General features: G+C 54.7%; 19 protein-coding genes, 2 tRNA genes and 2 other RNA genes. 14 read left to right on the top strand and 9 right to left on the bottom strand.

Annotation, left to right across the window (positions count from 1 at the left end; genetic code table 11):
• The first annotated feature begins 30 nt into the window (after positions 1-30).
• From GQR96_RS14690 to narI, 4 genes are read left to right on the top strand one after another with little or no spacing between them, the layout of a single operon-like run.
• Positions 31-3774, top strand: coding sequence for a nitrate reductase subunit alpha (locus tag GQR96_RS14690; protein WP_065904562.1), 3744 nt, complete (start codon positions 31-33; stop codon positions 3772-3774).
• Positions 3771-5306: a nitrate reductase subunit beta gene (gene narH, locus GQR96_RS14685; protein WP_065904564.1), complete on the top strand. Its 1536-nt coding sequence runs from the start codon at positions 3771-3773 to the stop codon at positions 5304-5306. Before GQR96_RS14690 ends, narH begins: the two co-directional genes overlap by 4 nt.
• Complete coding sequence (gene narJ, locus GQR96_RS14680) at positions 5303-6013, top strand: nitrate reductase molybdenum cofactor assembly chaperone (RefSeq protein WP_065904566.1); 711 nt, start codon at positions 5303-5305, stop codon at positions 6011-6013. Before narH ends, narJ begins: the two co-directional genes overlap by 4 nt.
• Complete coding sequence (gene narI / locus GQR96_RS14675; RefSeq protein WP_002910189.1) at positions 6013-6690, top strand: respiratory nitrate reductase subunit gamma; 678 nt, start codon at positions 6013-6015, stop codon at positions 6688-6690. Before narJ ends, narI begins: the two co-directional genes overlap by 1 nt.
• On the opposite strand, the gene GQR96_RS14670 is transcribed toward narI, so the two are convergent.
• A complete protein-coding gene (locus tag GQR96_RS14670) occupies positions 6687-7583 on the bottom strand; it encodes a DMT family transporter (protein WP_065904568.1) in 897 nt (298 codons plus the stop codon). The two genes, narI and GQR96_RS14670, sit on opposite strands and share 4 nt — an antisense overlap.
• 107 nt (positions 7584-7690) lie before the next feature.
• On the opposite strand from GQR96_RS14670, the gene GQR96_RS14665 reads away from it, so the two are divergent.
• Positions 7691-8134: an Lrp/AsnC family transcriptional regulator gene (locus GQR96_RS14665; protein WP_004203179.1), complete on the top strand. Its 444-nt coding sequence runs from the start codon at positions 7691-7693 to the stop codon at positions 8132-8134.
• Between the two features lie 116 nt (positions 8135-8250).
• On the opposite strand, the gene GQR96_RS14660 is transcribed toward GQR96_RS14665, so the two are convergent.
• The 6 genes from GQR96_RS14660 to GQR96_RS14635 all read right to left on the bottom strand — a co-directional run bounded on the left by GQR96_RS14660 (position 8251) and on the right by GQR96_RS14635 (position 10312).
• Positions 8251-8382, bottom strand: a non-coding RNA gene (locus GQR96_RS14660) — RtT sRNA.
• A gap of 43 nt (positions 8383-8425) precedes the next feature.
• Positions 8426-8558, bottom strand: a non-coding RNA gene (locus GQR96_RS14655) — RtT sRNA.
• Between the two features lie 42 nt (positions 8559-8600).
• Positions 8601-8685 (bottom strand) — tRNA-Tyr (locus tag GQR96_RS14650).
• A gap of 39 nt (positions 8686-8724) precedes the next feature.
• Positions 8725-8809: transfer RNA gene (locus GQR96_RS14645), tRNA-Tyr, on the bottom strand.
• 159 nt (positions 8810-8968) lie between these two features.
• Positions 8969-9811: a formyltetrahydrofolate deformylase gene (gene purU / locus GQR96_RS14640; RefSeq protein ID WP_004203178.1), complete on the bottom strand. Its 843-nt coding sequence runs from the start codon at positions 9809-9811 to the stop codon at positions 8969-8971.
• 42 nt (positions 9812-9853) lie between these two features.
• A complete protein-coding gene (locus GQR96_RS14635) occupies positions 9854-10312 on the bottom strand; it encodes a YchJ family protein (protein ID WP_065904570.1) in 459 nt (152 codons plus the stop codon).
• Positions 10313-10424: 112 nt separating this feature from the next.
• Between GQR96_RS14635 and rssA the strand changes: the two genes are divergently transcribed.
• The 3 genes from rssA to galU all read left to right on the top strand — a co-directional run bounded on the left by rssA (position 10425) and on the right by galU (position 13530).
• Positions 10425-11327: a patatin-like phospholipase RssA gene (gene rssA, locus GQR96_RS14630; protein ID WP_065904572.1), complete on the top strand. Its 903-nt coding sequence runs from the start codon at positions 10425-10427 to the stop codon at positions 11325-11327.
• Between the two features lie 89 nt (positions 11328-11416).
• The gene (gene rssB, locus GQR96_RS14625) at positions 11417-12430 is read left to right on the top strand and encodes a two-component system response regulator RssB (RefSeq protein ID WP_017900771.1); all 1014 of its coding nucleotides are present in this window, start codon (positions 11417-11419) and stop codon (positions 12428-12430) included.
• Between the two features lie 197 nt (positions 12431-12627).
• Positions 12628-13530 (top strand): UTP--glucose-1-phosphate uridylyltransferase GalU, encoded by a 903-nt coding sequence (gene galU, locus GQR96_RS14620; protein WP_048324758.1) that lies wholly within the window; start codon positions 12628-12630, stop codon positions 13528-13530.
• Between the two features lie 122 nt (positions 13531-13652).
• Here the strand turns inward: galU and hns are convergent, their stop codons facing one another.
• Positions 13653-14060 carry a histone-like nucleoid-structuring protein H-NS gene (gene hns / locus GQR96_RS14615; protein ID WP_002910103.1) on the bottom strand — a complete coding sequence of 136 codons (408 nt, stop codon included), beginning with the start codon at positions 14058-14060 and terminating at the stop codon, positions 13653-13655.
• 561 nt (positions 14061-14621) lie between these two features.
• Here hns and tdk point away from each other — a divergent pair.
• A complete protein-coding gene (tdk, locus tag GQR96_RS14610; protein WP_025999297.1) occupies positions 14622-15239 on the top strand; it encodes a thymidine kinase in 618 nt (205 codons plus the stop codon).
• Positions 15240-15385: 146 nt separating this feature from the next.
• Here the strand turns inward: tdk and adhE are convergent, their stop codons facing one another.
• Positions 15386-18061: a bifunctional acetaldehyde-CoA/alcohol dehydrogenase gene (adhE, locus tag GQR96_RS14605; RefSeq protein WP_004203165.1), complete on the bottom strand. Its 2676-nt coding sequence runs from the start codon at positions 18059-18061 to the stop codon at positions 15386-15388.
• A 77-nt stretch (positions 18062-18138) separates the two neighbouring features.
• Here adhE and GQR96_RS14600 point away from each other — a divergent pair, with 77 nt between their 5' ends.
• From GQR96_RS14600 to oppC, 5 genes are all read left to right on the top strand, one after another.
• Positions 18139-18324, top strand: coding sequence for a hypothetical protein (locus GQR96_RS14600; RefSeq protein ID WP_032425908.1), 186 nt, complete (start codon positions 18139-18141; stop codon positions 18322-18324).
• Between the two features lie 213 nt (positions 18325-18537).
• Entirely contained in the window at positions 18538-19185 is a 648-nt protein-coding gene (locus tag GQR96_RS14595) for a YchE family NAAT transporter (protein ID WP_002910095.1), read from the top strand.
• 743 nt (positions 19186-19928) lie between these two features.
• Complete coding sequence (oppA, locus tag GQR96_RS14590) at positions 19929-21563, top strand: oligopeptide ABC transporter substrate-binding protein OppA (protein ID WP_004203164.1); 1635 nt, start codon at positions 19929-19931, stop codon at positions 21561-21563.
• A gap of 85 nt (positions 21564-21648) precedes the next feature.
• A complete protein-coding gene (oppB, locus tag GQR96_RS14585; RefSeq protein WP_002910089.1) occupies positions 21649-22569 on the top strand; it encodes an oligopeptide ABC transporter permease OppB in 921 nt (306 codons plus the stop codon).
• Positions 22570-22583: 14 nt separating this feature from the next.
• A complete protein-coding gene (oppC, locus tag GQR96_RS14580) occupies positions 22584-23492 on the top strand; it encodes an oligopeptide ABC transporter permease OppC (protein WP_004145396.1) in 909 nt (302 codons plus the stop codon).
• The last annotated feature ends 4 nt before the right edge of the window (positions 23493-23496 follow it).

Below are 23496 nucleotides of genomic sequence, written 5' to 3'. Positions count from 1 at the left end.
GCCGTCAGGCTCCATATCAGGAGAAACCCGATGAGTAAATTCCTGGACCGGTTTCGCTACTTCAAACAGAAGGGTGAAACCTTTGCCGATGGGCACGGCCAGCTTCTAAACACCAACCGGGACTGGGAGGATGGATACCGTCAACGTTGGCAGCATGACAAAATTGTGCGTTCCACTCACGGTGTTAACTGCACCGGTTCATGCAGCTGGAAGATTTATGTCAAAAACGGGCTGGTGACCTGGGAAACCCAGCAAACGGACTATCCGCGCACCCGTCCGGACCTGCCAAACCACGAACCGCGCGGCTGCCCGCGCGGCGCCAGCTACTCCTGGTATCTGTACAGCGCGAACCGCCTGAAATACCCGCTGATGCGCAAACGCCTGATGAAGATGTGGCGGGAGGCGAAGGTTCAGCATAGCGATCCGGTCGCGGCATGGGCCTCGATTATCGAAGACGCCGACAAAGCCAAAAGCTTCAAACAGGCTCGCGGTCGCGGCGGGTTTGTCCGCTCCTCATGGCAGGAAGTGAACGAGCTGATTGCCGCCTCCAACGTCTATACCGTGAAAACTTACGGTCCGGACCGCGTGGCCGGCTTCTCGCCGATCCCGGCGATGTCGATGGTCTCCTACGCCTCCGGCGCCCGTTACCTGTCGCTGATCGGCGGCACTTGCCTGAGCTTCTACGACTGGTACTGCGACCTGCCGCCGGCCTCGCCGATGACCTGGGGCGAGCAGACCGATGTGCCGGAATCCGCCGACTGGTACAACTCCAGCTATATCATCGCCTGGGGCTCCAACGTGCCGCAGACCCGTACCCCGGATGCGCACTTCTTTACCGAAGTTCGCTATAAAGGGACTAAAACCGTGGCCATCACTCCGGACTACGCCGAAATCGCCAAGCTCTGCGATCTGTGGCTGGCGCCGAAGCAGGGTACCGATGCCGCGATGGCGCTGGCGATGGGTCACGTGATGCTGCGTGAGTTCCATCTTGATAAGCCGAGCCAGTATTTCACCGATTACGTGCGTCGCTACACCGACATGCCGATGCTGGTGATGCTTGAGGAGCGCGACGGCTATTACGCCGCCGGCCGCACGATGCGCGCGTCCGACCTCGTAGATTCCCTTGGTCAGGAAAAGAATCCGGAATGGAAGACCGTCGCCTTTGACGAGAAAGGCGATCTCACCGTGCCGAACGGTTCCCTCGGATTCCGCTGGGGCGATAAAGGCAAATGGAACCTCGAACAGCGCGATGGCAAAACCGGCGAAGAGATTGAGCTGCGTCTGAGTCTGCTCGGCAGCCATGACGAGGTGGCGGACGTTGGCTTCCCGTACTTCGGCGGCGAAGGTTCTGAGCACTTCAACAAAGTCGCTCTTGAAAACATTCTACTGCACAAACTGCCGGTCAAACGCCTGCAGCTGGCCGACGGCTCCAGCGCGCTGGTGACCACCGTGTACGATCTGACCATGGCCAACTATGGCCTGGAGCGCGGTCTGAACGATGACAACTGCGCCGCCAGCTATGATGAAGTGAAAGCCTACACCCCGGCCTGGGCGGAGAAAATTACCGGTGTCTCCCGCGCGCATATCATCCGTACCGCCCGCGAGTTTGCCGATAACGCCGATAAAACCCATGGTCGCTCGATGATTATCGTCGGGGCGGGTCTCAACCACTGGTTCCACCTCGACATGAACTACCGCGGTCTGATCAACATGCTGATCTTCTGCGGCTGCGTCGGCCAGAGCGGTGGCGGTTGGGCGCACTATGTGGGCCAGGAAAAACTGCGTCCACAGACCGGCTGGCAGCCGCTGGCGTTCGCCCTTGACTGGCAGCGTCCGGCACGCCATATGAACAGCACCTCGTACTTTTACAACCACTCCAGCCAGTGGCGCTATGAAACCGTGACCGCGCAGGAGCTGCTGTCGCCGATGGCGGATAAATCCCGCTACAGCGGCCATCTGATCGACTTCAACGTCCGCGCCGAGCGGATGGGCTGGCTGCCGTCGGCGCCGCAGCTGGGCGTTAACCCGCTGCGCATCGCCGATGAGGCGAAAAAAGCCGGCATGACGCCGGTGGATTACACCGTCAAATCCCTGAAAGAGGGATCGATTCGCTTTGCGGCGGAGCAGCCGGAAAACGGTAAAAACCATCCGCGTAACCTGTTTATCTGGCGTTCCAACCTGCTGGGCTCCTCCGGTAAAGGCCATGAGTACATGCTCAAGTACCTGCTGGGTACGGAGAACGGCATTCAGGGTAAAGACCTTGGCAAGCAGGGCGGCGTGAAGCCGGAAGAAGTCGAATGGCGAGATAACGGCCTCGACGGCAAGCTGGATCTCGTGGTGACTCTCGACTTCCGTCTGTCGAGCACCTGTCTCTACTCAGACATCGTGCTGCCGACCGCCACCTGGTATGAAAAAGACGACATGAATACCTCGGATATGCATCCGTTTATTCATCCGCTGTCGGCGGCCGTTGACCCGGCCTGGGAATCGAAGAGCGACTGGGATATCTATAAAGGTATCGCGAAGAAATTCTCTGAACTGTGCGTGGGTCACCTCGGTAAAGAAACCGACGTCGTTACGCTGCCGATCCAGCATGATTCCGCCGCGGAAATGGCGCAGCCGCTGGACGTCAAAGACTGGAAGAAGGGCGAATGTGACCTGATTCCGGGGAAAACCGCACCGCATATTATTCCGGTCGAGCGTGATTATCCGGCGACTTACGAGCGCTTCACCTCTATTGGCCCGCTGCTGGAAACCATCGGCAACGGCGGGAAAGGCATCGCCTGGAATACCCAGAGCGAAATGGACCTGCTGCGTAAGCTCAACTACACCAAGGCGGAAGGCCCGGCGAAAGGTCAGCCGAAGCTGGAGACGGCCATTGACGCCGCGGAGATGATCCTCACCCTGGCACCGGAAACGAACGGTCAGGTGGCGGTGAAGGCGTGGAAAGCGCTGAGCGAGATCACCGGCCGTGAGCACGCGCACCTGGCGCTGAACAAAGAAGACGAGAAGATCCGTTTCCGCGACATTCAGGCGCAGCCGCGGAAAATTATCTCCAGCCCGACCTGGTCAGGTCTGGAAGACGAACACGTCTCCTATAACGCCGGATACACCAACGTTCACGAGCTGATCCCATGGCGTACCCTGTCCGGTCGTCAGTCGCTGTATCAGGATCACCAGTGGATGCGCGACTTTGGCGAAAGCCTGCTGGTTTATCGTCCGCCGATTGACACCCGCTCGGTGAAAGCGGTGATGGGCGAGAAGTCCAACGGCAACCCGGAGAAGGCGCTGAACTTCCTGACCCCGCACCAGAAATGGGGTATCCACTCGACCTACAGCGATAACCTGCTGATGCTGACCCTGTCACGCGGCGGACCGATCGTCTGGATGAGCGAGGCGGATGCGAAAGATCTGGGGATCGAAGATAACGACTGGATCGAAGTGTTCAACGCCAACGGCGCCCTGACGGCGCGCGCCGTGGTGAGCCAGCGCGTACCGGCCGGGATGACCATGATGTATCACGCACAGGAACGCATCGTGAACCTGCCTGGCTCTGAAGTTACCGGCCAGCGCGGCGGGATCCACAACTCGGTTACCCGTATTACGCCGAAACCGACCCATATGATCGGCGGCTATGGCCATCTGGCCTATGGCTTTAACTACTACGGCACCGTCGGCTCCAACCGCGATGAGTTTGTGGTGGTACGTAAGATGAAGAACATTAACTGGTTAGACGGCGAAGGCAATGACCAGGTACAGGAGAGCGTAAAATGAAAATTCGTTCACAAGTCGGCATGGTGCTGAATCTCGATAAGTGCATCGGCTGCCACACCTGCTCGGTCACCTGTAAAAACGTCTGGACCAGCCGGGAAGGGATGGAGTACGCCTGGTTCAATAACGTGGAGAGTAAGCCTGGCGTCGGTTTTCCGAACGACTGGGAAAACCAGGAGAAATGGAAGGGCGGCTGGATCCGCAAAATCAACGGCAAGCTGCAGCCGCGCATGGGCAACCGCGCGATGTTGTTAGGTAAAATCTTCGCGAACCCGCATCTGCCGGGCATCGATGATTACTACGAGCCGTTCGATTACGACTACCAGAACCTGCATAACGCCCCGGAGAGTAAACATCAGCCGATCGCCCGTCCGCGCTCGCTGATCACCGGCCAGCGGATGGACAAGATCACCAGCGGTCCGAACTGGGAAGAGATCCTCGGCGGCGAGTTTGAAAAGCGCGCCAAAGACCAGAACTTCGACAACATGCAGAAGGCGATGTACGGCCAGTTCGAGAACACCTTCATGATGTATCTGCCGCGCCTGTGCGAGCACTGCCTGAACCCGGCGTGCGTCGCGACCTGCCCAAGCGGCGCCATCTATAAGCGTGAAGAAGACGGCATCGTGCTCATCGACCAGGACAAGTGCCGCGGCTGGCGGATGTGCATCACCGGCTGCCCGTACAAGAAAATCTACTTCAACTGGAAGAGCGGAAAGTCCGAAAAGTGCATCTTCTGCTACCCGCGTATTGAATCCGGAATGCCGACGGTATGCTCCGAAACCTGCGTGGGCCGAATCCGCTATCTCGGCGTCCTGTTGTATGACGCGGATGCGATCGAAAATGCCGCCAGCACCGATAACGAGAAAGATCTCTATCAGCGTCAACTGGACGTGTTCCTCGATCCGAACGACCCGAAAGTGATTGAGCAGGCGCTGAAAGATGGCGTACCGCAGGGGGTGATTGAAGCCGCGCAGCAGTCGCCTGTCTGGAAAATGGCGATGGACTGGAAGCTGGCCCTGCCGCTGCACCCGGAATATCGCACCCTGCCGATGGTCTGGTACGTGCCGCCGCTGTCGCCGATTCAGTCCGCCGCCGATGCCGGCGAACTCGGCAGCAATGGGATCCTGCCGGACGTGGAAAGCCTGCGTATTCCGGTGCAGTATCTGGCGAACCTGCTGACCTCCGGCGATACCCAACCGGTCCTGTTGGCCCTGAAGCGGATGCTGGCGATGCGTCACTATAAGCGGGCGGAAACCGTTGACGGCGTTGTCGATACCCGCGCGCTGGATGAGGTGGGCTTAAGCGAAGCGCAGGCTCAGGAGATGTACCGCTACCTGGCGATCGCTAACTACGAAGATCGTTTCGTGGTGCCAAGCAGCCATCGTGAACAGGCGCGGGAAGCGTTCCCGGAGAAAAACGGCTGCGGCTTTAGCTTTGGTGACGGCTGCCACGGCTCTGACAGCCAGTTCAACCTGTTCAACAGCCGTCGCATCGACGCCATCGACGTGACCAGCAAAACGGAGCCGCACGCATGATTGAACTTGTGATTGTGTCGCGCCTGCTCGAATACCCTGACGCTGCCTTATGGCAGCATCAGCAGGAGATGTTCGAGGCGCTTGCGTCATCAGAGAAACTCAGCAAAGAGGATGCTCACGCGCTGGGCGTTTTTCTGCGCGATCTGCTGACTCAGGATCCGCTGGATGCCCAGGCGGCCTATAGCGAACTGTTTGACCGCGGCCGGGCCACCTCGCTGCTGCTGTTTGAACACGTGCACGGCGAATCCCGCGATCGCGGGCAGGCGATGGTTGATCTGATGGCGCAGTATGAGCGCCACGGTCTGCTGCTCGATAGCCATGAGTTGCCGGATCATCTGCCGTTGTATCTGGAGTATCTGGCGCAGCTGCCGGAAGAGGAAGCGCTTGGCGGCCTGCGGGACGTTGCGCCGATCCTCGGCCTGCTCAGCGCGCGGCTGCAGCAGCGCGAGAGCCGCTATGCGGTGCTGTTCGAACTGCTGCTGAAGCTGGCAAACACTCAGGTCGACAGCCAGAAGGTGGCGGAGAAGATTGCCGACGAAGCCCGCGACGATACGCCGCAGGCGCTGGACGCGGTCTGGGAAGAAGAACAGGTGAAATTCTTTGCCGACCAGAGCTGCGGCGAGTCGGAGATTTCCGCTCACCAGCGTCGTTTTGCCGGAGCCGTGGCCCCGCAATATCTGAATATCTCTAACGGAGGACAGCAATAATGCACTTCCTGAATATGTTCTTCTTTGACATTTATCCGTACATTGCGGGTTCAGTGTTCCTGATCGGCAGTTGGCTGCGCTACGACTACGGTCAGTACACCTGGCGCGCCGCCTCCAGCCAGATGCTGGACCGTAAGGGAATGAACCTGGCGTCGAACCTGTTCCATATCGGCATCCTCGGCATTTTCGCCGGCCACTTCCTCGGCATGCTGACCCCGCACTGGATGTATGAATCCTTCCTGCCGATCGACGTCAAGCAGAAGATGGCGATGATCGCCGGCGGCGCCTGCGGCGTGATGACCCTGGTGGGCGGTTTACTGCTGCTTAAGCGTCGTCTGCTCAGCCCACGCGTGCGTGCCACCACCACCGGCGCGGATATTCTGATCCTCTCCCTGCTGATGGTGCAGTGTGCGCTGGGTCTACTGACGATCCCATTCTCTGCCCAGCATATGGACGGCAGCGAAATGATGAAGCTGGTCGGCTGGGCGCAGTCGGTGGTCACCTTCCACGGCGGTGCGTCGCAGCACCTGGATGGCGTGGCGTTTATCTTCCGCGTCCACCTGGTGCTGGGGATGACCCTGTTCCTGCTGTTCCCATTCTCTCGCCTGGTTCATATCTGGAGCGCGCCGGTAGAGTACCTGACGCGCAAATACCAGATTGTCCGCGCCCGTCGCTAACTGGCCCGCGACCGCTGACTGACCCCGCCCTGGCGGGGTTTTTTTTCGCCCCAGCCGAGGTTATTACCGGCGGCGGCAAACAGAATAAGCATCCCGCCGAGCAACTGCACAGGGGTTAACGCATGATGGAAGACCAGATAGTCGACCCCCATCGCCACCAACGGATAAATAAAGGAGAGCGAACCGGTAATGGGCGTCGGCAGCTTCTGTATCGCGCTATATAAAAGCTGATACATGATCCCGGTATGGACGATGCCGAGGATCAGCAGATAGCGCCAGGGGAAGCTGGCAGAAAAGTCGGGCATTTGCACCAGCGGCAGCAGCATCACGACGCCGACGAGCATCTGAATAAAGGCAATATGCTGAGCAGGGAGCGGATGCAGTTTGCGGGCGATGATGGCGGTCAGGGCATAGAAAAATGCCGCGCCTAATGCCAGCAAAACGCCGGCCGTGAGACTTTCGCCGTGCGTCGGGGCAAGCTCGCTTGACAGCAGGATCACCACGCCGCCGAAGGCCAGCAGTAACCATCCCCATTTTACGGCGCTGACCCGTTCCCCCAACACCATGCCCATCAGCACCAGCATAAACGGCTGGGTGTTGTAGACCACCGTGGCCATGCCAATTGAAATACGCGAGTAGGCGGCAAACAGCAGCAGCCAGTTGATGACCAGCGCGATGCCGCCAAGTACCGCGAGGGCGAGGGTGAAGCGCGTGAGACGACTGAAGGGCTGGCGGCTGAGAACGATAAACAGCAGCAGGGTGAGCGCGCCAATCAGGCAGCGCCAGAACACCACATCAATTACCGGCAAACCAGAGAGCAGCACGAACGCGCCGATCGAGCCAGAAATTATCATCGCCAGGCTCATTTGCCAGACGCCGCGGGTAATTTGCATATTTCACCTCCAGAAGTTTTCCAGTATTGTGCGAAAAATCCTGACAGCCTGACATGGCTGAATTAAGGCAAACAGGGGGAAATCCCTTTCATAATTAGGTAAAAAACATGAATGACGTACTTGATGAAATTGACCGGGCGATCCTTACTTGCCTGACTCAGGATGCCAGAGTCTCGTTGAAGGTATTGAGCGCGCGGGTGGGGCTGACCTCGCCGAGCATCGCCGAGCGGGTGAAGCGCCTGGAGGAGCGGGGCGTGATTCAGGGCTATGGGGCGCGGGTGAATCTCGCCGCGCTGGGCTACAGCCTGCAGGCGCTGGTGCGGGTTCGGCCGCTGCCTGGTCTACTGCAGAAGGTGGATAAATATATCCAGGCGATGCCGGAGTGCATCGAAAGTGACAAAGTGACCGGAGAGGATTGTTTCGTGATGCGACTGGTGGTGCGTGATATTGCCCAGCTGGATACGCTACTGGACGGCCTGGCCGAATTTGCGCAGTGCAATACCTCGGTGGTGAAAAGTTCGCCGGTGAAGAGGCGACTGCCCCCGCTGTGAGTTTTCCCGGAGGCGGTGCGGCGCACCTGACCGGACTACCAGACGGCACACCTGTAGCCTCGCTAAGCGAAGCGCGAGCGAGGAGATAGCAGAACAGGTGGCTGACGAGAGTGCAACAGCGGTGGGGGAAGGATGACTCGGCGCTAAAGCACCTCGCCCTTCGGGCCGTTGCCTGCGGCAACGTTCTCTCGCTACGCTCGAGTCGAACCTTAGTCGAAGCTTCTCATCCTTCCCCGTAGGGCAGAATATAGAGTATCGCAGATGGAGTAAGCTGGGGATGACATGAAGAGATGGTGGTGGGGGAAGGATAACTCGGCGCTAAAGCGCCTCGCCCTTCGGACCGTTGCCTGCGGCAACGTTCTCTCGCTTCGCTCGAGTCGAACCTTAGTCGAAGCTTCTCATCCTTTCCCGTGGGGCAGAATATAGAGTATCGCAGATGGAGTAAGCTGGGGATGACATGAAGAGATGGTGGTGGGGGAAGGATTCGAACCTTCGAAGTCGATGACGGCAGATTTACAGTCTGCTCCCTTTGGCCGCTCGGGAACCCCACCAGGGGTAAAATCACATTGTAGGCTATTCAGCACATTGAATGGTGGTGGGGGAAGGATTCGAACCTTCGAAGTCGATGACGGCAGATTTACAGTCTGCTCCCTTTGGCCGCTCGGGAACCCCACCACGGGGTAATGCTTAGTACTGGCCTGCTTCCTTCTCGGGAAGCGGGGCGCATCATACCAAATGATGCGCCCCTGTAAAGCATTCCTTTGACAAAAATAAACTGGTTGCCTGATTTTTACCCGTAACGCCGTAAAGCTAACCAATTCATTTCTCAGTCGATTAAAGAATAATCGTCCGGTTGCCGTAGACGAAGACGCGCTGCGCCAGTACCTGATACAGCGCCCGGCTCAATACGTTTTTTTCGACATCGCGCCCGGCACGCATCATATCTTCTGCGGTATAAGTATGATCGACGTGAATGACGTCCTGCATAATGATGGGGCCTTCGTCCAGATTATCATTCACGTAGTGGGCGGTGGCGCCGATGATCTTCACGCCACGCTCATAGGCCTGATGATACGGACGCGCGCCGATAAACGCCGGCAGGAACGAGTGGTGAATGTTAATGATCTTGTTCGGGAAACGGGCGACAAATTCCGGCGTAAGCACGCGCATATACTTGGCCAGCACCACGTAATCCGGCTCGTGGGCGGCAATCGCGTCGCCCATCTGTTTGTCGTGCTCTTCGCGGCTCAGCCCTTCATGGCTGACCAGTTCAAACGGGATGCCAAAACGTTCCACCAGCGGGCGCAGGGTGTCATGGTTACCAATAACCGCGGCAATATCGACATCCAGCCCGCCGTAATTGGCTTTCATCAGCAGATCGCCGAGGCAGTGGGCCTCTTTCGTCACCAGAATCACCACCCGGCGGCGGCCTGCCGGATTGAGTTCACGAATCGAGCCTTCCGGCAGGGCGCTGTCCAGATCGGCCAGTAGAATAGCGTCGTTGAAAATGCCTTCCAGTTCGGTGCGCATAAAGAAACGACCGGTGCGGTGGTCAACAAATTCGTTGTTCTGCACAATGTTAAGTTCGTGCTTGTAGCAGATATTGGTGATACGCGCGATGAGGCCTTTCTGATCAGGGCAAATAGTGCGTAGTACTTTACGTTGTAATGAATGCATCGCGAGGAAAATCCTGTAGTGTTTGCAAGCGCTGCGGCAGCGTTACTGGCCGCAGCATTTTTTAAATTTTTTACCTGAACCGCAAGGGCAGGGGTCGTTACGGCCAATCAGCGGTCGTGTCCCGTCGATATAGTACCACTGTCCATTTTCTTTTAAGAATCTGGAACGTTCAATAATGGCGCCCGGGCGGTTATTGTCATTAAAGCGGGCGATAAAGCTGACAAAGCCTTCATTTGCGGCTCGTCCTTCATCGCTGGCGAACAGGGTTAAGCCCAGCCATTCTGTGTGGGCAAAGCCTTTCTCCAGTTCGGCGCGAAACTGCCGCGCCTGACAGGACGGATGCCAGGTTTTGATCAGATAGTCGGCATCTTTCATGACGAACGCGCTGTAACGTGAGCGCATAAGCTGTGACGGGCCTGGCGCAAGCTCAGCGCCGGACAGATATCGCTGGCAACATGAGCTATACTCCAGTGCGCTGCCACAGTGGCATAATTGCGACAAAACAGCCTCCATGGAAGAATGAGTAACGGCGCTTCTACGCCAAAGGGCTTTATGTTAACTGAGCCGTGACAATGTTGCCACGCTCAGAGTGGAAGGATAGTTATCAGTACTAATGAGAAAGCTTAAAATTGGTCTGGCGTTAGGTGCGGGTGCCGCCCGCGGATGGTCGCATATTGGCGTCATCAACGCCCTCCAGCAGGCCGGCATTGAGATTGATATCGTGGCCGGTTGCTCTATCGGTTCGCTGGTAGGGGCGGCGTATGCCTGTAACCGGCTCCCGGCGCTTGAGTCCTGGGTCTGCTCTTTCAGCAACTGGGACGTTCTGAAACTGATGGACCTCTCCTGGCGCCGCGGTGGACTGTTGCGGGGTGAAAAGGTATTCAATCATTATCGCCGCATCATGCCCGTGACCGATATCGAACACTGCGAACGGCGATTTGCCGCCGTCGCGACAAATTTAAGCACTGGCAGGGAGCTGTGGTTTACCGAAGGCGATCTGCATTTAGCGATTCGAGCCTCCTGCAGTATGCCGGGGTTAATGTCGCCGGTAAGGCATAATGGTTACTGGCTGGTCGATGGCGCGGTGGTCAATCCGGTTCCCGTGTCGCTTACGCGGGCAATGGGGGCCGATATCGTGATTGCCGTGGATCTGCAACATGATGCCCACCTTATGCAGCAGGATTTATTCTCCCTCGAAACGCCGCGGCGCGAAGCCGAAGCGAAGGAGGGGCCATGGCATACTCGTCTGCGCGCACGCTTGACGCAAATGAGTTCCCGCCGGACGGCCGTGACGCCGACGGCGATGGAGATCATGACCACTTCTATCCAGGTCCTGGAGAATCGTCTTAAACGCAATCGTATGGCGGGCGACCCGCCGGATATCCTGTTGCAACCGTACTGTCCACAAATCTCGACGCTTGATTTCCATCGCGCCGGCGAGGCGATTACCGCAGGGCAGCTGGCGGTAGAAAAGAAAATGGATGAATTATTACCCTTAGTGCGTACCGCGATTTGACGCACGAGTACCTGACTTAAGCAAATTCTGACAGGCGATAGTGAGAATAGCGTGCCACTATTGAATTATCGTCAGCCAGGGGAGATATCATGACGCAGCCATTGGCGGGAAAACAGATTCTGATAGTTGAAGACGAACCCGTTTTCCGCTCACTCTTGCATGGATGGCTGACCTCGCTGGGAGCAACGACCTTCCAGGCGGAAGATGGCAAGGATGCCCTGCATAAAATGACGGAGGTGCATCCGGACCTGATGATTTGCGACATTTCGATGCCGAGAATGAACGGTCTGGAGCTGGTGGAGACGTTGCGTAATCGCGGCGAGCAGCTACCGATCCTGATGATTTCCGCTACCGAAAACATGGCCGATATAGCCAAAGCGTTGCGGCTTGGCGTTCAGGACGTGTTGTTAAAGCCAGTAAAAGATTTCAATCGCCTGCGTGAAACCGTTTATGCGTGCCTCTATCCTGCGATGTTCAGTTCACGTGTGGAAGAGGAAGAGCGTCTATTTGAGGACTGGGACGCGCTGGTCAGTAATCCTACCGCCGCCTCACGATTACTGCAGGAATTACAGCCGCCGGTGCAACAGGAAATGTCGCACTGCCGCATTCATTATCGCCAGCTGGTGTCGGCGGATAAACCCGGTCTGGTACTCGATATCGCGCCGCTCTCGGACAATGATTTGGCCTTCTATTGTCTGGATGTCACACGAGCAGGAGATAATGGCGTACTGGCAGCTTTATTATTGCGCGCGTTGTTCAATGGCTTGTTACAGGAGCAACTGGCGCATCAGGGACAACGGCTTCCAGAAATGGGGAGTCTGCTAAAACAGGTGAATCAGCTGCTGCGTCAGGCAAACCTTCCCGGTCAGTTTCCTTTGTTAGTGGGGTATTACCACAGCGGACTGAAAAATTTAATTCTGGTGTCGGCGGGGCTCAATGGCACGCTGAATACCGGTGAGCATCAAATTCAGATTAGTAATGGCGTTCCTTTGGGAACGTTGGGTGATGCTTACCTTAACCAAATTAGCCAGCGTTGTACCTCATGGCAGTGCCAAATTTGGGGGGCTGGAGGGCGTTTACGCTTAATGTTGTCTGCGGAATGAGCAATTACGGTTATATCTAAGCAGACGGGATTACCCGTTGCCCTTTAGCGGTGGTAACATCGAGCAGTTTTATGCGTAAAAGTCCTAATTCGAGGCTATCGGAAGCTTTTCAGACCAGTGAATACGCGGTTGACTGATATACTCGACACGTTATTTGTAACGAGAAGTTTAAAAAACAAACAGTCCAGGAGATTTCAATGGCTGCCCTTAATTCTAAAGTCAGAAAAGCGGTTATCCCGGTTGCGGGATTAGGCACCAGGATGCTGCCGGCCACCAAAGCGATTCCAAAAGAAATGCTGCCGCTGGTAGATAAGCCGTTAATTCAGTACGTTGTTAATGAATGTATCGCTGCAGGAATTACTGAAATTGTTCTGGTAACGCACTCGTCCAAAAACTCTATCGAAAACCATTTCGATACCAGTTTTGAGCTGGAAGCGATGCTGGAAAAACGCGTAAAACGCCAGCTGCTGGAAGAAGTGCAGTCTATTTGCCCGCCGCACGTAACCATTATGCAAGTTCGTCAGGGCCTGGCGAAAGGTCTGGGGCACGCGGTACTTTGCGCCCATCCGGTAGTGGGTGATGAGCCGGTCGCGGTTATTCTGCCAGACGTTATTCTGGATGAATATGAATCCGATCTGAGCCGCGATAACCTCGCGGAGATGATTTCTCGTTTCGATGAGACCGGCGCCAGCCAGATTATGGTTGAGCCTGTCGAGGACGTGACCGCCTATGGCGTGGTTGACTGCAAAGGTGAATCTCTGCAGCCGGGCGAAAGCGTACCGATGGTGGGTGTGGTAGAGAAGCCGAAAGCTGACGTTGCGCCGTCCAACCTGGCGGTGGTGGGGCGCTATGTCCTCAGCGCCGATATCTGGCCGCTGCTGGCGAAGACTCCTCCGGGTGCCGGTGATGAAATTCAGCTGACTGACGCGATTGATATGCTGATCGAAAAAGAGACAGTCGAAGCATATCACATGAAAGGCAAGAGCCATGACTGCGGTAATAAGCTTGGCTACATGCAGGCGTTCGTCGAATATGGTATTCGCCACAAAACGCTGGGCGACGATTTTAAAGCCTGGCTGGAAACCGCGGTTGCGAAGTAATCCGCCGCGCTGCTGAAAGCACAAAACCGGGAGCTGCAGATGCGCTCCCGGTTTTTTATATCAGCCCCGAGGGCAAAAAAAATCCCGCCGCAGCGGGATTTTTTATATCAAAACAACGGAGATTAGATCAGGAAATCGTCCAGTGATTTACCTTGCTCATCCATTGCTTTTTTGATCACCGCCGGGGTACGGCCCTGGCCGGTCCAGGTTTTGGTTTCGCCGTTTTCGTCGACATAGCTGTATTTAGCCGGACGTGCAGCACGCTTGGTTTTGGTACCGGCTTTAACGGCTGCCATGGTGCTCAGCAGTTCATTCGGATCAATACCGTCAGCAATCAGCATTTCACGGTATTGCTGCAGCTTACGCGTACGTTCTTCAATTTCTGCTGCGGCGGCGTTTTCTTCTTCACGGCGCTCGTTAACAACGACTTCTAATTTTTCCAGCATTTCTTCGAGCGTTTCCAGGGTGCATTCTCTTGCCTGCGCACGAAGAGTACGGATGTTGTTCAAAATTTTAAGTGCTTCGCTCATTGTAGTAATCTCAAACTTATATTGTGGGGTGGTTTGTTGAACTAATAATAGAGCGATAAAATGCGTTGTGCAATAGGGGGGAATGTAAGGAATTCAAAATTACTGGTTATTTGTCGCGAGAATTAATTAATTTAAGTTAAAATTCCCGTGCCGCTTCACATCTTTCATCCTTATAGCGATGAGGAGAAGGTAAGCTAAAACCCTGAGACGGTATGCTTTTTCTGAGGTACGGTGAGAAAAATTATCCTTTACATGGGTAAATAACCCTCGTCAGTATTAGCGCATTTTTGGTTACGAGACTTAATATAAAACAACGTGCGGCCCAGCTTATAGCCCCATAGTTAACCGCCCTATAAGCACGAAAAGACAATGGTTACCCCGCCAGTAGCGTAACGGGGCGCACAAATAATGGCCCTGTAAATTCAATTCATCCTCTTAATCCTTTGGCTTTGCAGGCTCTTCGGCTGCGATACAATACCCCTGCTAAATGGGCGGCTGTACGCATAAAATATGGTATAATCGCCGCCGCGATAAAACACTTTGATTGGGGTCACGCAGCCGATGGCACAACTTTATTTCTACTACTCTGCAATGAATGCAGGTAAGTCGACCGCTCTGTTGCAATCTTCGTACAATTACCAGGAGCGGGGGATGCGTACCGTCGTTTATACCGCTGAGATTGATGACCGCTTTGGCGCCGGAAAAGTTAGCTCGCGTATCGGTCTCTCATCGCCGGCCCGTTTGTATAATCCACAGACGTCGCTATATAACGATATTGCCGCAGAGCACAAGTTAAAACCGATTCACTGCGTGCTGGTGGATGAAAGCCAGTTTCTGACGCGCGAGCAGGTTCATGAGCTGTCTGAAGTTGTCGATACGCTGGACATTCCGGTGCTTTGCTATGGCCTGCGGACAGACTTTCGCGGTGAGCTCTTCACCGGTAGCCAGTATTTGCTGGCCTGGTCAGATAAGCTGGTGGAGCTAAAAACCATCTGTTTCTGCGGACGAAAGGCTAGCATGGTGCTGCGCCTCGATCAGGAGGGGCGTCCTTATAATGAGGGCGAGCAGGTCGTCATCGGCGGTAATGAACGATACGTTTCAGTCTGTCGTAAGCATTATAAAGAAGCGCTGAGCGTCGGCTCGTTAACCCAGGTACAAAACCTGCACCGCCCCTGCTAATACGCGCAGAAGCTCGTCCAGGCGCCTGTAGGCGCCTTTTTTATTGCCTGCGCTCCGTTGGGTTAGCAGGGTTAAAGCATGGCTGACGGCAGGCAAAAAAAAGCCCCGTCAGATGACGGGGCTTGCAGAAAGTTTATGCTTGTTGATTAAGCGGATTTTTTCGCTTTTTTCTCAGCTTTCACTGGTGCCGCTTCGGCTTTCGCGGCGGCTTCGCCTTCGACGAACTCGCGACCGTAGTAGGTATCCAGCAGGATCTGTTTCAGTTCGGAGATCAGCGGGTAGCGCGGGTTAGCGCCGGTGCACTGGTCATCGAATGCATCTTCAGACAGCTTATCAACATGGGCCAGGAAGTCAGCTTCCTGAACGCCAGCTTCGCGGATAGATTTCGGAATACCCAGCTCAGCTTTCACGCTTTCCAGCCATGCCAGCAGTTTCTCGATTTTCGCTGCGGTGCGGTCGCCCGGTGCGGAGAGACCCAGGTGATCGGCGATTTCAGCGTAGCGACGACGAGCCTGCGGACGGTCGTACTGGCTGAACGCGGTCTGCTTGGTCGGGTTGTCATTCGCGTTGTAGCGGATAACGTTGCAGATCAGCAGGGCGTTGGCCAGACCGTGCGGGATATGGAACTGGGAACCCAGTTTGTGCGCCATGGAGTGGCACACGCCGAGGAAGGCGTTAGCAAACGCAATACCGGCGATGGTAGCGGCACTGTGTACGCGCTCGCGGGCAACCGGGTTCTTGGAACCTTCGTGGTAGGACGCCGGCAGGTACTCTTTCAGCAGCTTCAGCGCCTGCAGAGCCTGGCCGTCAGAGAACTCAGAAGCCAGAACGGAAACGTAAGCTTCCAGGGCGTGGGTCACTGCATCCAGACCACCGAACGCACACAGCGATTTCGGCATATCCATCACCAGGTTGGCATCGACGATGGCCATATCCGGGGTCAGCGCGTAGTCCGCCAGCGGATATTTCTGACCTGTCGCGTCGTCGGTCACAACGGCGAACGGCGTAACTTCAGAACCGGTACCGGAGGTGGTAGTGATCGCCACCATCTTGGCTTTAACGCCCATTTTCGGGAACTTGTAGATACGTTTACGGATATCCATAAAGCGCAGGGCCAGTTCTTCGAAGTGGGTTTCCGGATGTTCGTACATGACCCACATGATTTTCGCCGCATCCATCGGGGAACCGCCGCCCAGCGCGATGATCACGTCTGGTTTGAAGGAGTTCGCCAGTTCAGCACCTTTACGTACGATGGTCAGCGTCGGGTCAGCTTCAACTTCGAAGAAGACTTCAGTTTCCACACCCGCAGCTTTCAGTACGGAGGTGATCTGATCGGCATAACCGTTGTTGAACAGGAAGCGGTCAGTCACGATCAGCGCGCGTTTGTGACCATCAGTAATCACTTCATCCAGTGCGATAGGCAGGGAGCCACGACGGAAGTAGATAGATTTCGGAAGTTTGTGCCACAACATGTTTTCAGCTCGCTTAGCAACGGTTTTCTTGTTGATCAGGTGTTTCGGACCAACGTTTTCAGAGATGGAGTTACCACCCCAGGAACCACAACCCAGAGTCAGGGAAGGAGCGAGTTTGAAGTTGTACAGGTCACCGATACCACCCTGAGAAGCCGGGGTGTTGATCAGGATACGCGCCGTTTTCATCATCTGGCCGAAGTAAGCCACGCGAGCCGGCTGGTTATCCTGGTCGGTGTACAGGCAAGAGGTATGACCGATACCGCCCATGGCGACCAGTTTTTCTGCTTTGGTCACGGCGTCTTCGAAATCTTTCGCACGGTACATCGCCAGCGTCGGAGACAGTTTTTCGTGAGCAAACGGCTCGCTTTCGTCAACGTCGGTGACTTCGCCAATCAGGATTTTAGTCGTGGCCGGTACGGTGAAGCCTGCCAGTTCAGCGATTTTCGCTGCAGGCTGACCAACGATAGCGGCGTTCAGCGCGCCATTTTTCAGGATAATGTCCTGAACGGCTTTCAGCTCTTTACCCTGCAGCAGGTAGCCGCCGTGGCTGGCGAAACGTTCGCGAACCGCGTCATAAACGGAATCAACCACCACAACGGACTGCTCAGAAGCACAGATAACGCCGTTATCGAAGGTTTTAGACATCAGAACGGAAGCAACGGCGCGTTTGATGTCAGCCGTTTCATCAATCACCACCGGGGTGTTACCGGCACCTACGCCGATAGCAGGTTTACCGGAGCTGTATGCTGCTTTCACCATGCCTGGACCACCGGTTGCAAGGATCAGGTTGATATCCGGGTGGTGCATCAGGGCGTTAGACAGCTCAACAGACGGCTGATCGATCCAACCAATCAGGTCTTTCGGTGCGCCGGCAGCGATGGCAGCCTGCAGGACAATGTCAGCCGCTTTGTTAGTGGCTTCTTTAGCACGCGGGTGCGGAGAGAAAATGATGGCGTTACGCGTCTTCAGGCTGATGAGCGATTTGAAGATGGCTGTTGAAGTCGGGTTCGTGGTCGGAACGATACCGCAGATGATGCCGATAGGTTCAGCGATAGTGATGGTACCAAAAGTGTCGTCTTCTGACAGGACGCCACAGGTTTTTTCGTCTTTATAAGCGTTGTAGATGTATTCGGAAGCGAAGTGGTTTTTGATCACTTTGTCTTCAACGATGCCCATGCCGGATTCGGCAACGGCCATTTTGGCGAGAGGGATTCGAGCATCTGCAGCGGCCAGCGCGGCGGCGCGGAAGATTTTGTCGACTTGTTCTTGAGTGAAACTGGCATATTCACGCTGGGCTTTCTTGACACGCTCAACAAGCGCGTTCAGTTCAGCGATATTAGTAACAGCCATAATGCTCTCCTGATAATGTTAAACTTTTTTAGTAAATCAGTCGCTCGATTCGACATTATAGACAGGCTGTAAACAGCTTGCATGTAAATGTTTATGTAGGAAAATCAGGACGCTGTTTTACCGATTTACTAAAAAAGCTTTATCTTTTTAACTTTCAGGTACTGCTGCCTTCCACTCTGTTGGTGTCATCAAGATTACTCACTTCTGAGTACAAATTACGTGATTTAGATCAAGTATTGGCACTGCTGATACCTTTCAGCTGACTGCTTTTTGACCGGTTCGATCAAGTGTAATGGGAGGGTTTTGAAATTAAAAAAACGATTAGCATTAAAACTACAAATAGCTAACATTCGATACATATCACCGGGTTATGCATATTTATAATGAATATTGCATGCAAAAAGCGTATGTTTCGCGCAGTTATTTTATGCTGTTAACAGTCAACCGCCAATTTTGATGATGCTGCGGAGCCCATTGTGACTCAATCACTGTTCGATTTTTCTGCATATTTCAAGTTTTTCATCGGCTTATTTGCTCTGGTTAACCCGGTGGGCATTATTCCTGTGTTCATTAGTATGACCAGCTACCAACCGGCAGCAGTGCGCAATAAGACCAACCTGACCGCCAACCTGTCGGTGGCGATCATCCTCCTGACGTCATTGTTTCTCGGCGATGGCATTCTGCAGATTTTTGGTATCTCCATTGATTCATTCCGTATCGCCGGCGGCATCCTGGTGGTGACCATCGCGATGTCGATGATCAGCGGTAAGCTCGGTGAAGATAAGCAGAACAAGCAGGAGAAGTCGGAGACGGCGGTGCGGGAGAGCATCGGCGTGGTTCCTCTCGCGCTACCGCTGATGGCCGGACCGGGGGCAATCAGTTCCACTATCGTGTGGGGTACGCGGTATCACTCCTGGGTGCACCTCGTCGGTTTTTCACTGGCGATTGCCGTCTTTGCCCTCTGCTGCTGGGGGATTTTCCGCATGGCGCCGTGGCTGGTGCGTCTGCTAGGGCAGACAGGGATCAACGTTATCACCCGTATTATGGGCCTGCTGCTGATGGCCCTTGGCATTGAGTTTATTGTGACGGGGATTAAAGCGCTCTTTCCGGGGCTGCTGAGTTAGCTGGTTGCCACGCAGGCGGGTAGGTTCCCTTCTCGCCTGCGCGATTATTAGCAAAACCTATTAGCCAGCGCGTAACCGGCGGTAGGAATAACATTTTGCGATATCGCTATTAATTCCATAATTTTCATTAATATATGAAATATTTCTCTTAACATTCCCCTCACGTCTCCCCATCCTGTGATGTTATTTTCTTCACATCATTCTCTGGTACTTGCTGTCGGATCATCGAAATGATATTAGTAATTTTAACAAGGCTGTAGATGAATGTGCTAAAAAGTAATCTATTGTTAAATTTTTGTACAAAAAATCATCTTGCGGTCGTTGATCAGTATGTTGGCTGGTGAAAGTGTCATAACTAAATGATTAATAATGATATTTTTCTATCGGCGTTTTGTGGCAACCGCGAGTAACGCTGGCAAAGCCGGCAATAAAAGAGAATCCGGTAACATATTTGCAAATTGCATTGGCGGAGGTGTTTACCTTTTGGTACTTTCCGCCGTTATCGTCTGCTGAATTATGTGCGTAAATGAGAATCATTTTTAATGATCTCGCTATGCCGGAACTGCCCCCCAGCGAGGGGGAACGAATCGACGTTAAGACTGCCGTTCGAGCGGTCGTAATAAATAAGTCGGTGATAGCAATCTGCCAATCGCAAACACTCCTGCGCTGGACAGATCCCCTAAACGGGAAAAAAACAGGCTGGTTAAAAAACCAGTAATTATAATGACTGGAGTTACAACACAATGACCATCATCACTAAAAAACGTTTGATCGCCGCAGGAGTGCTATCCGCACTCATGGCCGGCAATATGGCTATGGCAGCGGATGTCCCGGCCGGTGTGCAGCTTTCGGATAAGCAAACGCTGGTGCGAAATAGCGGCGCCGAACCGCAATCGCTGGACCCGAATAAAATCGAAGGGGTGCCTGAGGCGAATATTAGCCGCGACCTGTTCGAAGGCTTGCTGAATACCTCGCCGAAAGATGGCCACCCGATCCCTGGCGTGGCAGAGAGCTGGGATAATAAAGATTTCAAAGTCTGGACTTTCCATCTGCGTAAAGATGCGAAATGGTCTAACGGCGAGCCGGTGACCGCCCAGGACTTCGTTTATAGCTGGCAGCGTCTGGTGGATCCGAAAACCGCGTCTCCTTATGCCAGCTATCCGCAGTATGGTCATATCGTGAACGTCGACGAAATCATTGACGGCAAGAAAGCTCCGAGCGAACTGGGCGTAAAAGCCATTGACGACCACACGCTGGAAGTCACCCTCAGCGAGCCAGTACCCTATTTTTATAAACTGCTGGTTAACCCGGCGATGTCTCCTGTCTACAAACCAGCGATTGAAAAATTTGGCGAGAAGTGGACGCAGCCTGGCAATATCGTCACCAATGGCGCGTACACCCTGAAAGACTGGGTGGTCAACGAACGTATCGTCATGGAGCGCAACCCGCATTACTGGGATAATGCCAAAACCGTTATTAACACTGTCACCTGGCTGCCGACCTCTTCTGAAGTGACCTATGTTAACCGTTACCGCAGCGGTGAGCTGGATATGACCTATAACCAGCTGCCGATCGAGCTCTTCCAGAAACTGAAAAAAGAGATCCCGAACGAGCTGCACGTTGACCCGTATCTGTGTACTTATTACTACGAAATTAACAACCAGAAAGCACCGTTCACCGACGTGCGCGTACGTACCGCGCTGAAGCTGGGTCTGGACCGCGACATTATTGCCAATAAGGTAAAAGGACAGGGCGATCTGCCGGCCTACGGCTACACCCCGCCGTATACCGATGGCGCGAAACTGACCGAGCCGGAATGGTTTACCTGGTCGCAGGAAAAACGGAATGAAGAAGCGAAAAAACTGCTGGCCGAAGCCGGCTATAGCGCCGATAAACCGTTGACCTTCAACCTGCTGTATAACACCTCTGATTTGCACAAGAAGCTGGCGATTGCCGCCGCCTCGCTGTGGCGTAAAAACCTGGGCATTGACGTGAAGTTAGTCAACCAGGAGTGGAAAACGTTCCTCGATACCCGTCATCAGGGTACCTATGACGTGGCGCGTGCAGGCTGGTGCGCCGACTATAACGAGCCAACCTCATTCCTGAATACCATGCTTTCAGACAGCTCAATGAACACTGCGCACTATAAGAGCCCGGCGTTCGATAAGATTATGGCTGAATCCGTGAAAGCATCCGATGAAGCGCAGCGCACTGCAGCCTATGCGAAAGCAGAGCAGCAGCTGGACAAAGACAGCGCGATCGTACCGGTCTATTACTACGTTAACGCCCGCCTGGTGAAACCGTGGGTCGGTGGCTACACCGGTAAAGACCCGATGGATAACGTCTATACCAAAGACCTTTACGTTATCAAACATTAATGGCAATACGTGGAGCGGGCCTGTGCTCGCTCCATCGTGTCTTATTTGAGAGCAGTGCAAAGGCACACGCCAGAAGGTACGGGCAATGTTAAAATTTATCTTACGTCGCTGTCTGGAAGCGATTCCGACGCTATTCATTCTTATTACCATTTCATTCTTCATGATGCGTCTGGCTCCGGGAAGTCCTTTTACCGGGGAACGCACGCTACCGCCGGAAGTCATGGCGAATATTGAAGCAAAATACCATTTAAACGACCCCATCATGACGCAGTACTTCAATTACCTGAAGCAGCTGGCGCATGGCGATTTTGGTCCCTCCTTTAAATACAAAGATTATTCGGTCAACGATCTGGTGGCGGCCAGCTTCCCGGTTTCGGCGAAACTGGGCTTCGCTGCCTTTTTGCTGGCGGTAGTGATCGGCGTCGCTGCGGGCGTTATTGCCGCTTTGAAGCAGAATACCCGCTGGGACTATGCGGTGATGGGGGTAGCCATGACCGGCGTGGTTATTCCGAGCTTTGTGGTGGCGCCTCTGCTGGTGATGATCTTTGCTATTACCCTGCACTGGCTGCCGGGCGGCGGCTGGAACGGCGGGGCGTTGAAATTTATGATCCTGCCGATGGTGGCGCTTTCCCTGGCCTATATCGCCAGCATCGCGCGAATTACCCGCGGCTCAATGATTGAAGTGCTGCACTCTAACTTTATCCGCACCGCGCGGGCGAAGGGGCTGCCGATGCGCCGCATTATTTTGCGCCATGCGCTGAAGCCGGCGCTGCTGCCGGTGCTCTCCTATATGGGGCCGGCTTTCGTGGGCATCATTACGGGCTCAATGGTCATTGAAACCATTTACGGCCTGCCGGGGATTGGCCAGCTGTTCGTTAACGGGGCGCTTAACCGCGACTACTCGCTGGTGCTCAGCCTGACGATCCTCGTGGGTGCCCTGACTATTCTGTTCAACGCCATCGTTGACGTGCTTTACGCCGTTATCGATCCGAAGATTCGCTACTGAAGCCGGAGTTCGCCATGATGTTAAGTAAGAAAAATAGCGAGGCGCTGGAAAACTTCAGTGAGAAGCTGGAAGTGGAGGGGCGTAGCCTCTGGCAGGATGCGCGTCGCCGCTTTATGCATAACCGCGCCGCGGTCACCAGCTTGATTATGCTGGTGCTCATTGCGCTGTTCGTGACCTTCGCGCCGATGGTGTCGTCATTCTCCTATTTCGATACCGACTGGGGCATGATGTCCAATGCCCCGGACATGGCCTCTGGCCACTACTTTGGGACCGACTCCTCCGGTCGCGATCTGCTGGTGCGCGTGGCGATCGGCGGGCGTATTTCGCTGATGGTTGGGGTGGCGGCGGCGCTGGTGGCGGTGATCCTCGGCACGCTGTATGGTTCGCTTTCCGGGTATCTCGGCGGCAAAGTGGATTCGGTGATGATGCGTCTGCTGGAGATCCTCAACTCCTTCCCGTTTATGTTCTTCGTTATCCTGCTGGTGACCTTTTTTGGTCAGAATATCCTGTTGATTTTTGTCGCTATCGGCATGGTCTCCTGGCTGGACATGGCCCGTATCGTACGCGGACAGACCTTGAGCCTGAAGCGCAAAGAGTTTATTGAGGCGGCGCAGGTCGGCGGGGTCTCCACAGCGAGCATCGTGCTGCGCCATATCGTTCCTAATGTGCTGGGTGTGGTGGTGGTGTACGCCTCGCTGCTGGTCCCCAGTATGATCCTCTTTGAATCCTTCCTCAGCTTCCTGGGGTTGGGGACGCAGGAGCCGCTCAGCAGCTGGGGGGCATTGCTCAGCGATGGCGCCAACTCAATGGAGGTCTCGCCCTGGCTGTTGCTGTTCCCGGCGGGTTTCCTGGTGGTGACCCTGTTCTGTTTCAACTTTATCGGCGATGGTCTGCGTGATGCCCTCGACCCGAAAGACCGCTAAGGAG

Origin of the sequence: Klebsiella sp. PCX, from assembly GCF_021869705.1 — a bacterium.
GTDB lineage: Bacteria > Pseudomonadota > Gammaproteobacteria > Enterobacterales > Enterobacteriaceae > Klebsiella > Klebsiella quasipneumoniae.
This window is presented reverse-complemented; position numbering and strand designations above follow the sequence as displayed.

Excerpts from the sequence above, each read along its gene's own strand:
- GQR96_RS14690 (WP_065904562.1), top strand. The coding sequence starts at position 31 with ATGAGTAAATTCCTGGACCGGTTTCGCTACTTCAAACAGAAGGGTGAA.
- narH (WP_065904564.1), top strand. The coding sequence starts at position 3,771 with ATGAAAATTCGTTCACAAGTCGGCATGGTGCTGAATCTCGATAAGTGC.
- narJ (WP_065904566.1), top strand. The coding sequence starts at position 5,303 with ATGATTGAACTTGTGATTGTGTCGCGCCTGCTCGAATACCCTGACGCT.
- narI (WP_002910189.1), top strand. The coding sequence starts at position 6,013 with ATGCACTTCCTGAATATGTTCTTCTTTGACATTTATCCGTACATTGCG.
- GQR96_RS14670 (WP_065904568.1), bottom strand. The coding sequence starts at position 7,583 with ATGCAAATTACCCGCGGCGTCTGGCAAATGAGCCTGGCGATGATAATT.
- GQR96_RS14665 (WP_004203179.1), top strand. The coding sequence starts at position 7,691 with ATGAATGACGTACTTGATGAAATTGACCGGGCGATCCTTACTTGCCTG.
- purU (WP_004203178.1), bottom strand. The coding sequence starts at position 9,811 with ATGCATTCATTACAACGTAAAGTACTACGCACTATTTGCCCTGATCAG.
- rssA (WP_065904572.1), top strand. The coding sequence starts at position 10,425 with ATGAGAAAGCTTAAAATTGGTCTGGCGTTAGGTGCGGGTGCCGCCCGC.
- rssB (WP_017900771.1), top strand. The coding sequence starts at position 11,417 with ATGACGCAGCCATTGGCGGGAAAACAGATTCTGATAGTTGAAGACGAA.
- galU (WP_048324758.1), top strand. The coding sequence starts at position 12,628 with ATGGCTGCCCTTAATTCTAAAGTCAGAAAAGCGGTTATCCCGGTTGCG.
- hns (WP_002910103.1), bottom strand. The coding sequence starts at position 14,060 with ATGAGCGAAGCACTTAAAATTTTGAACAACATCCGTACTCTTCGTGCG.
- tdk (WP_025999297.1), top strand. The coding sequence starts at position 14,622 with ATGGCACAACTTTATTTCTACTACTCTGCAATGAATGCAGGTAAGTCG.
- adhE (WP_004203165.1), bottom strand. The coding sequence starts at position 18,061 with ATGGCTGTTACTAATATCGCTGAACTGAACGCGCTTGTTGAGCGTGTC.
- oppA (WP_004203164.1), top strand. The coding sequence starts at position 19,929 with ATGACCATCATCACTAAAAAACGTTTGATCGCCGCAGGAGTGCTATCC.
- oppB (WP_002910089.1), top strand. The coding sequence starts at position 21,649 with ATGTTAAAATTTATCTTACGTCGCTGTCTGGAAGCGATTCCGACGCTA.
- oppC (WP_004145396.1), top strand. The coding sequence starts at position 22,584 with ATGATGTTAAGTAAGAAAAATAGCGAGGCGCTGGAAAACTTCAGTGAG.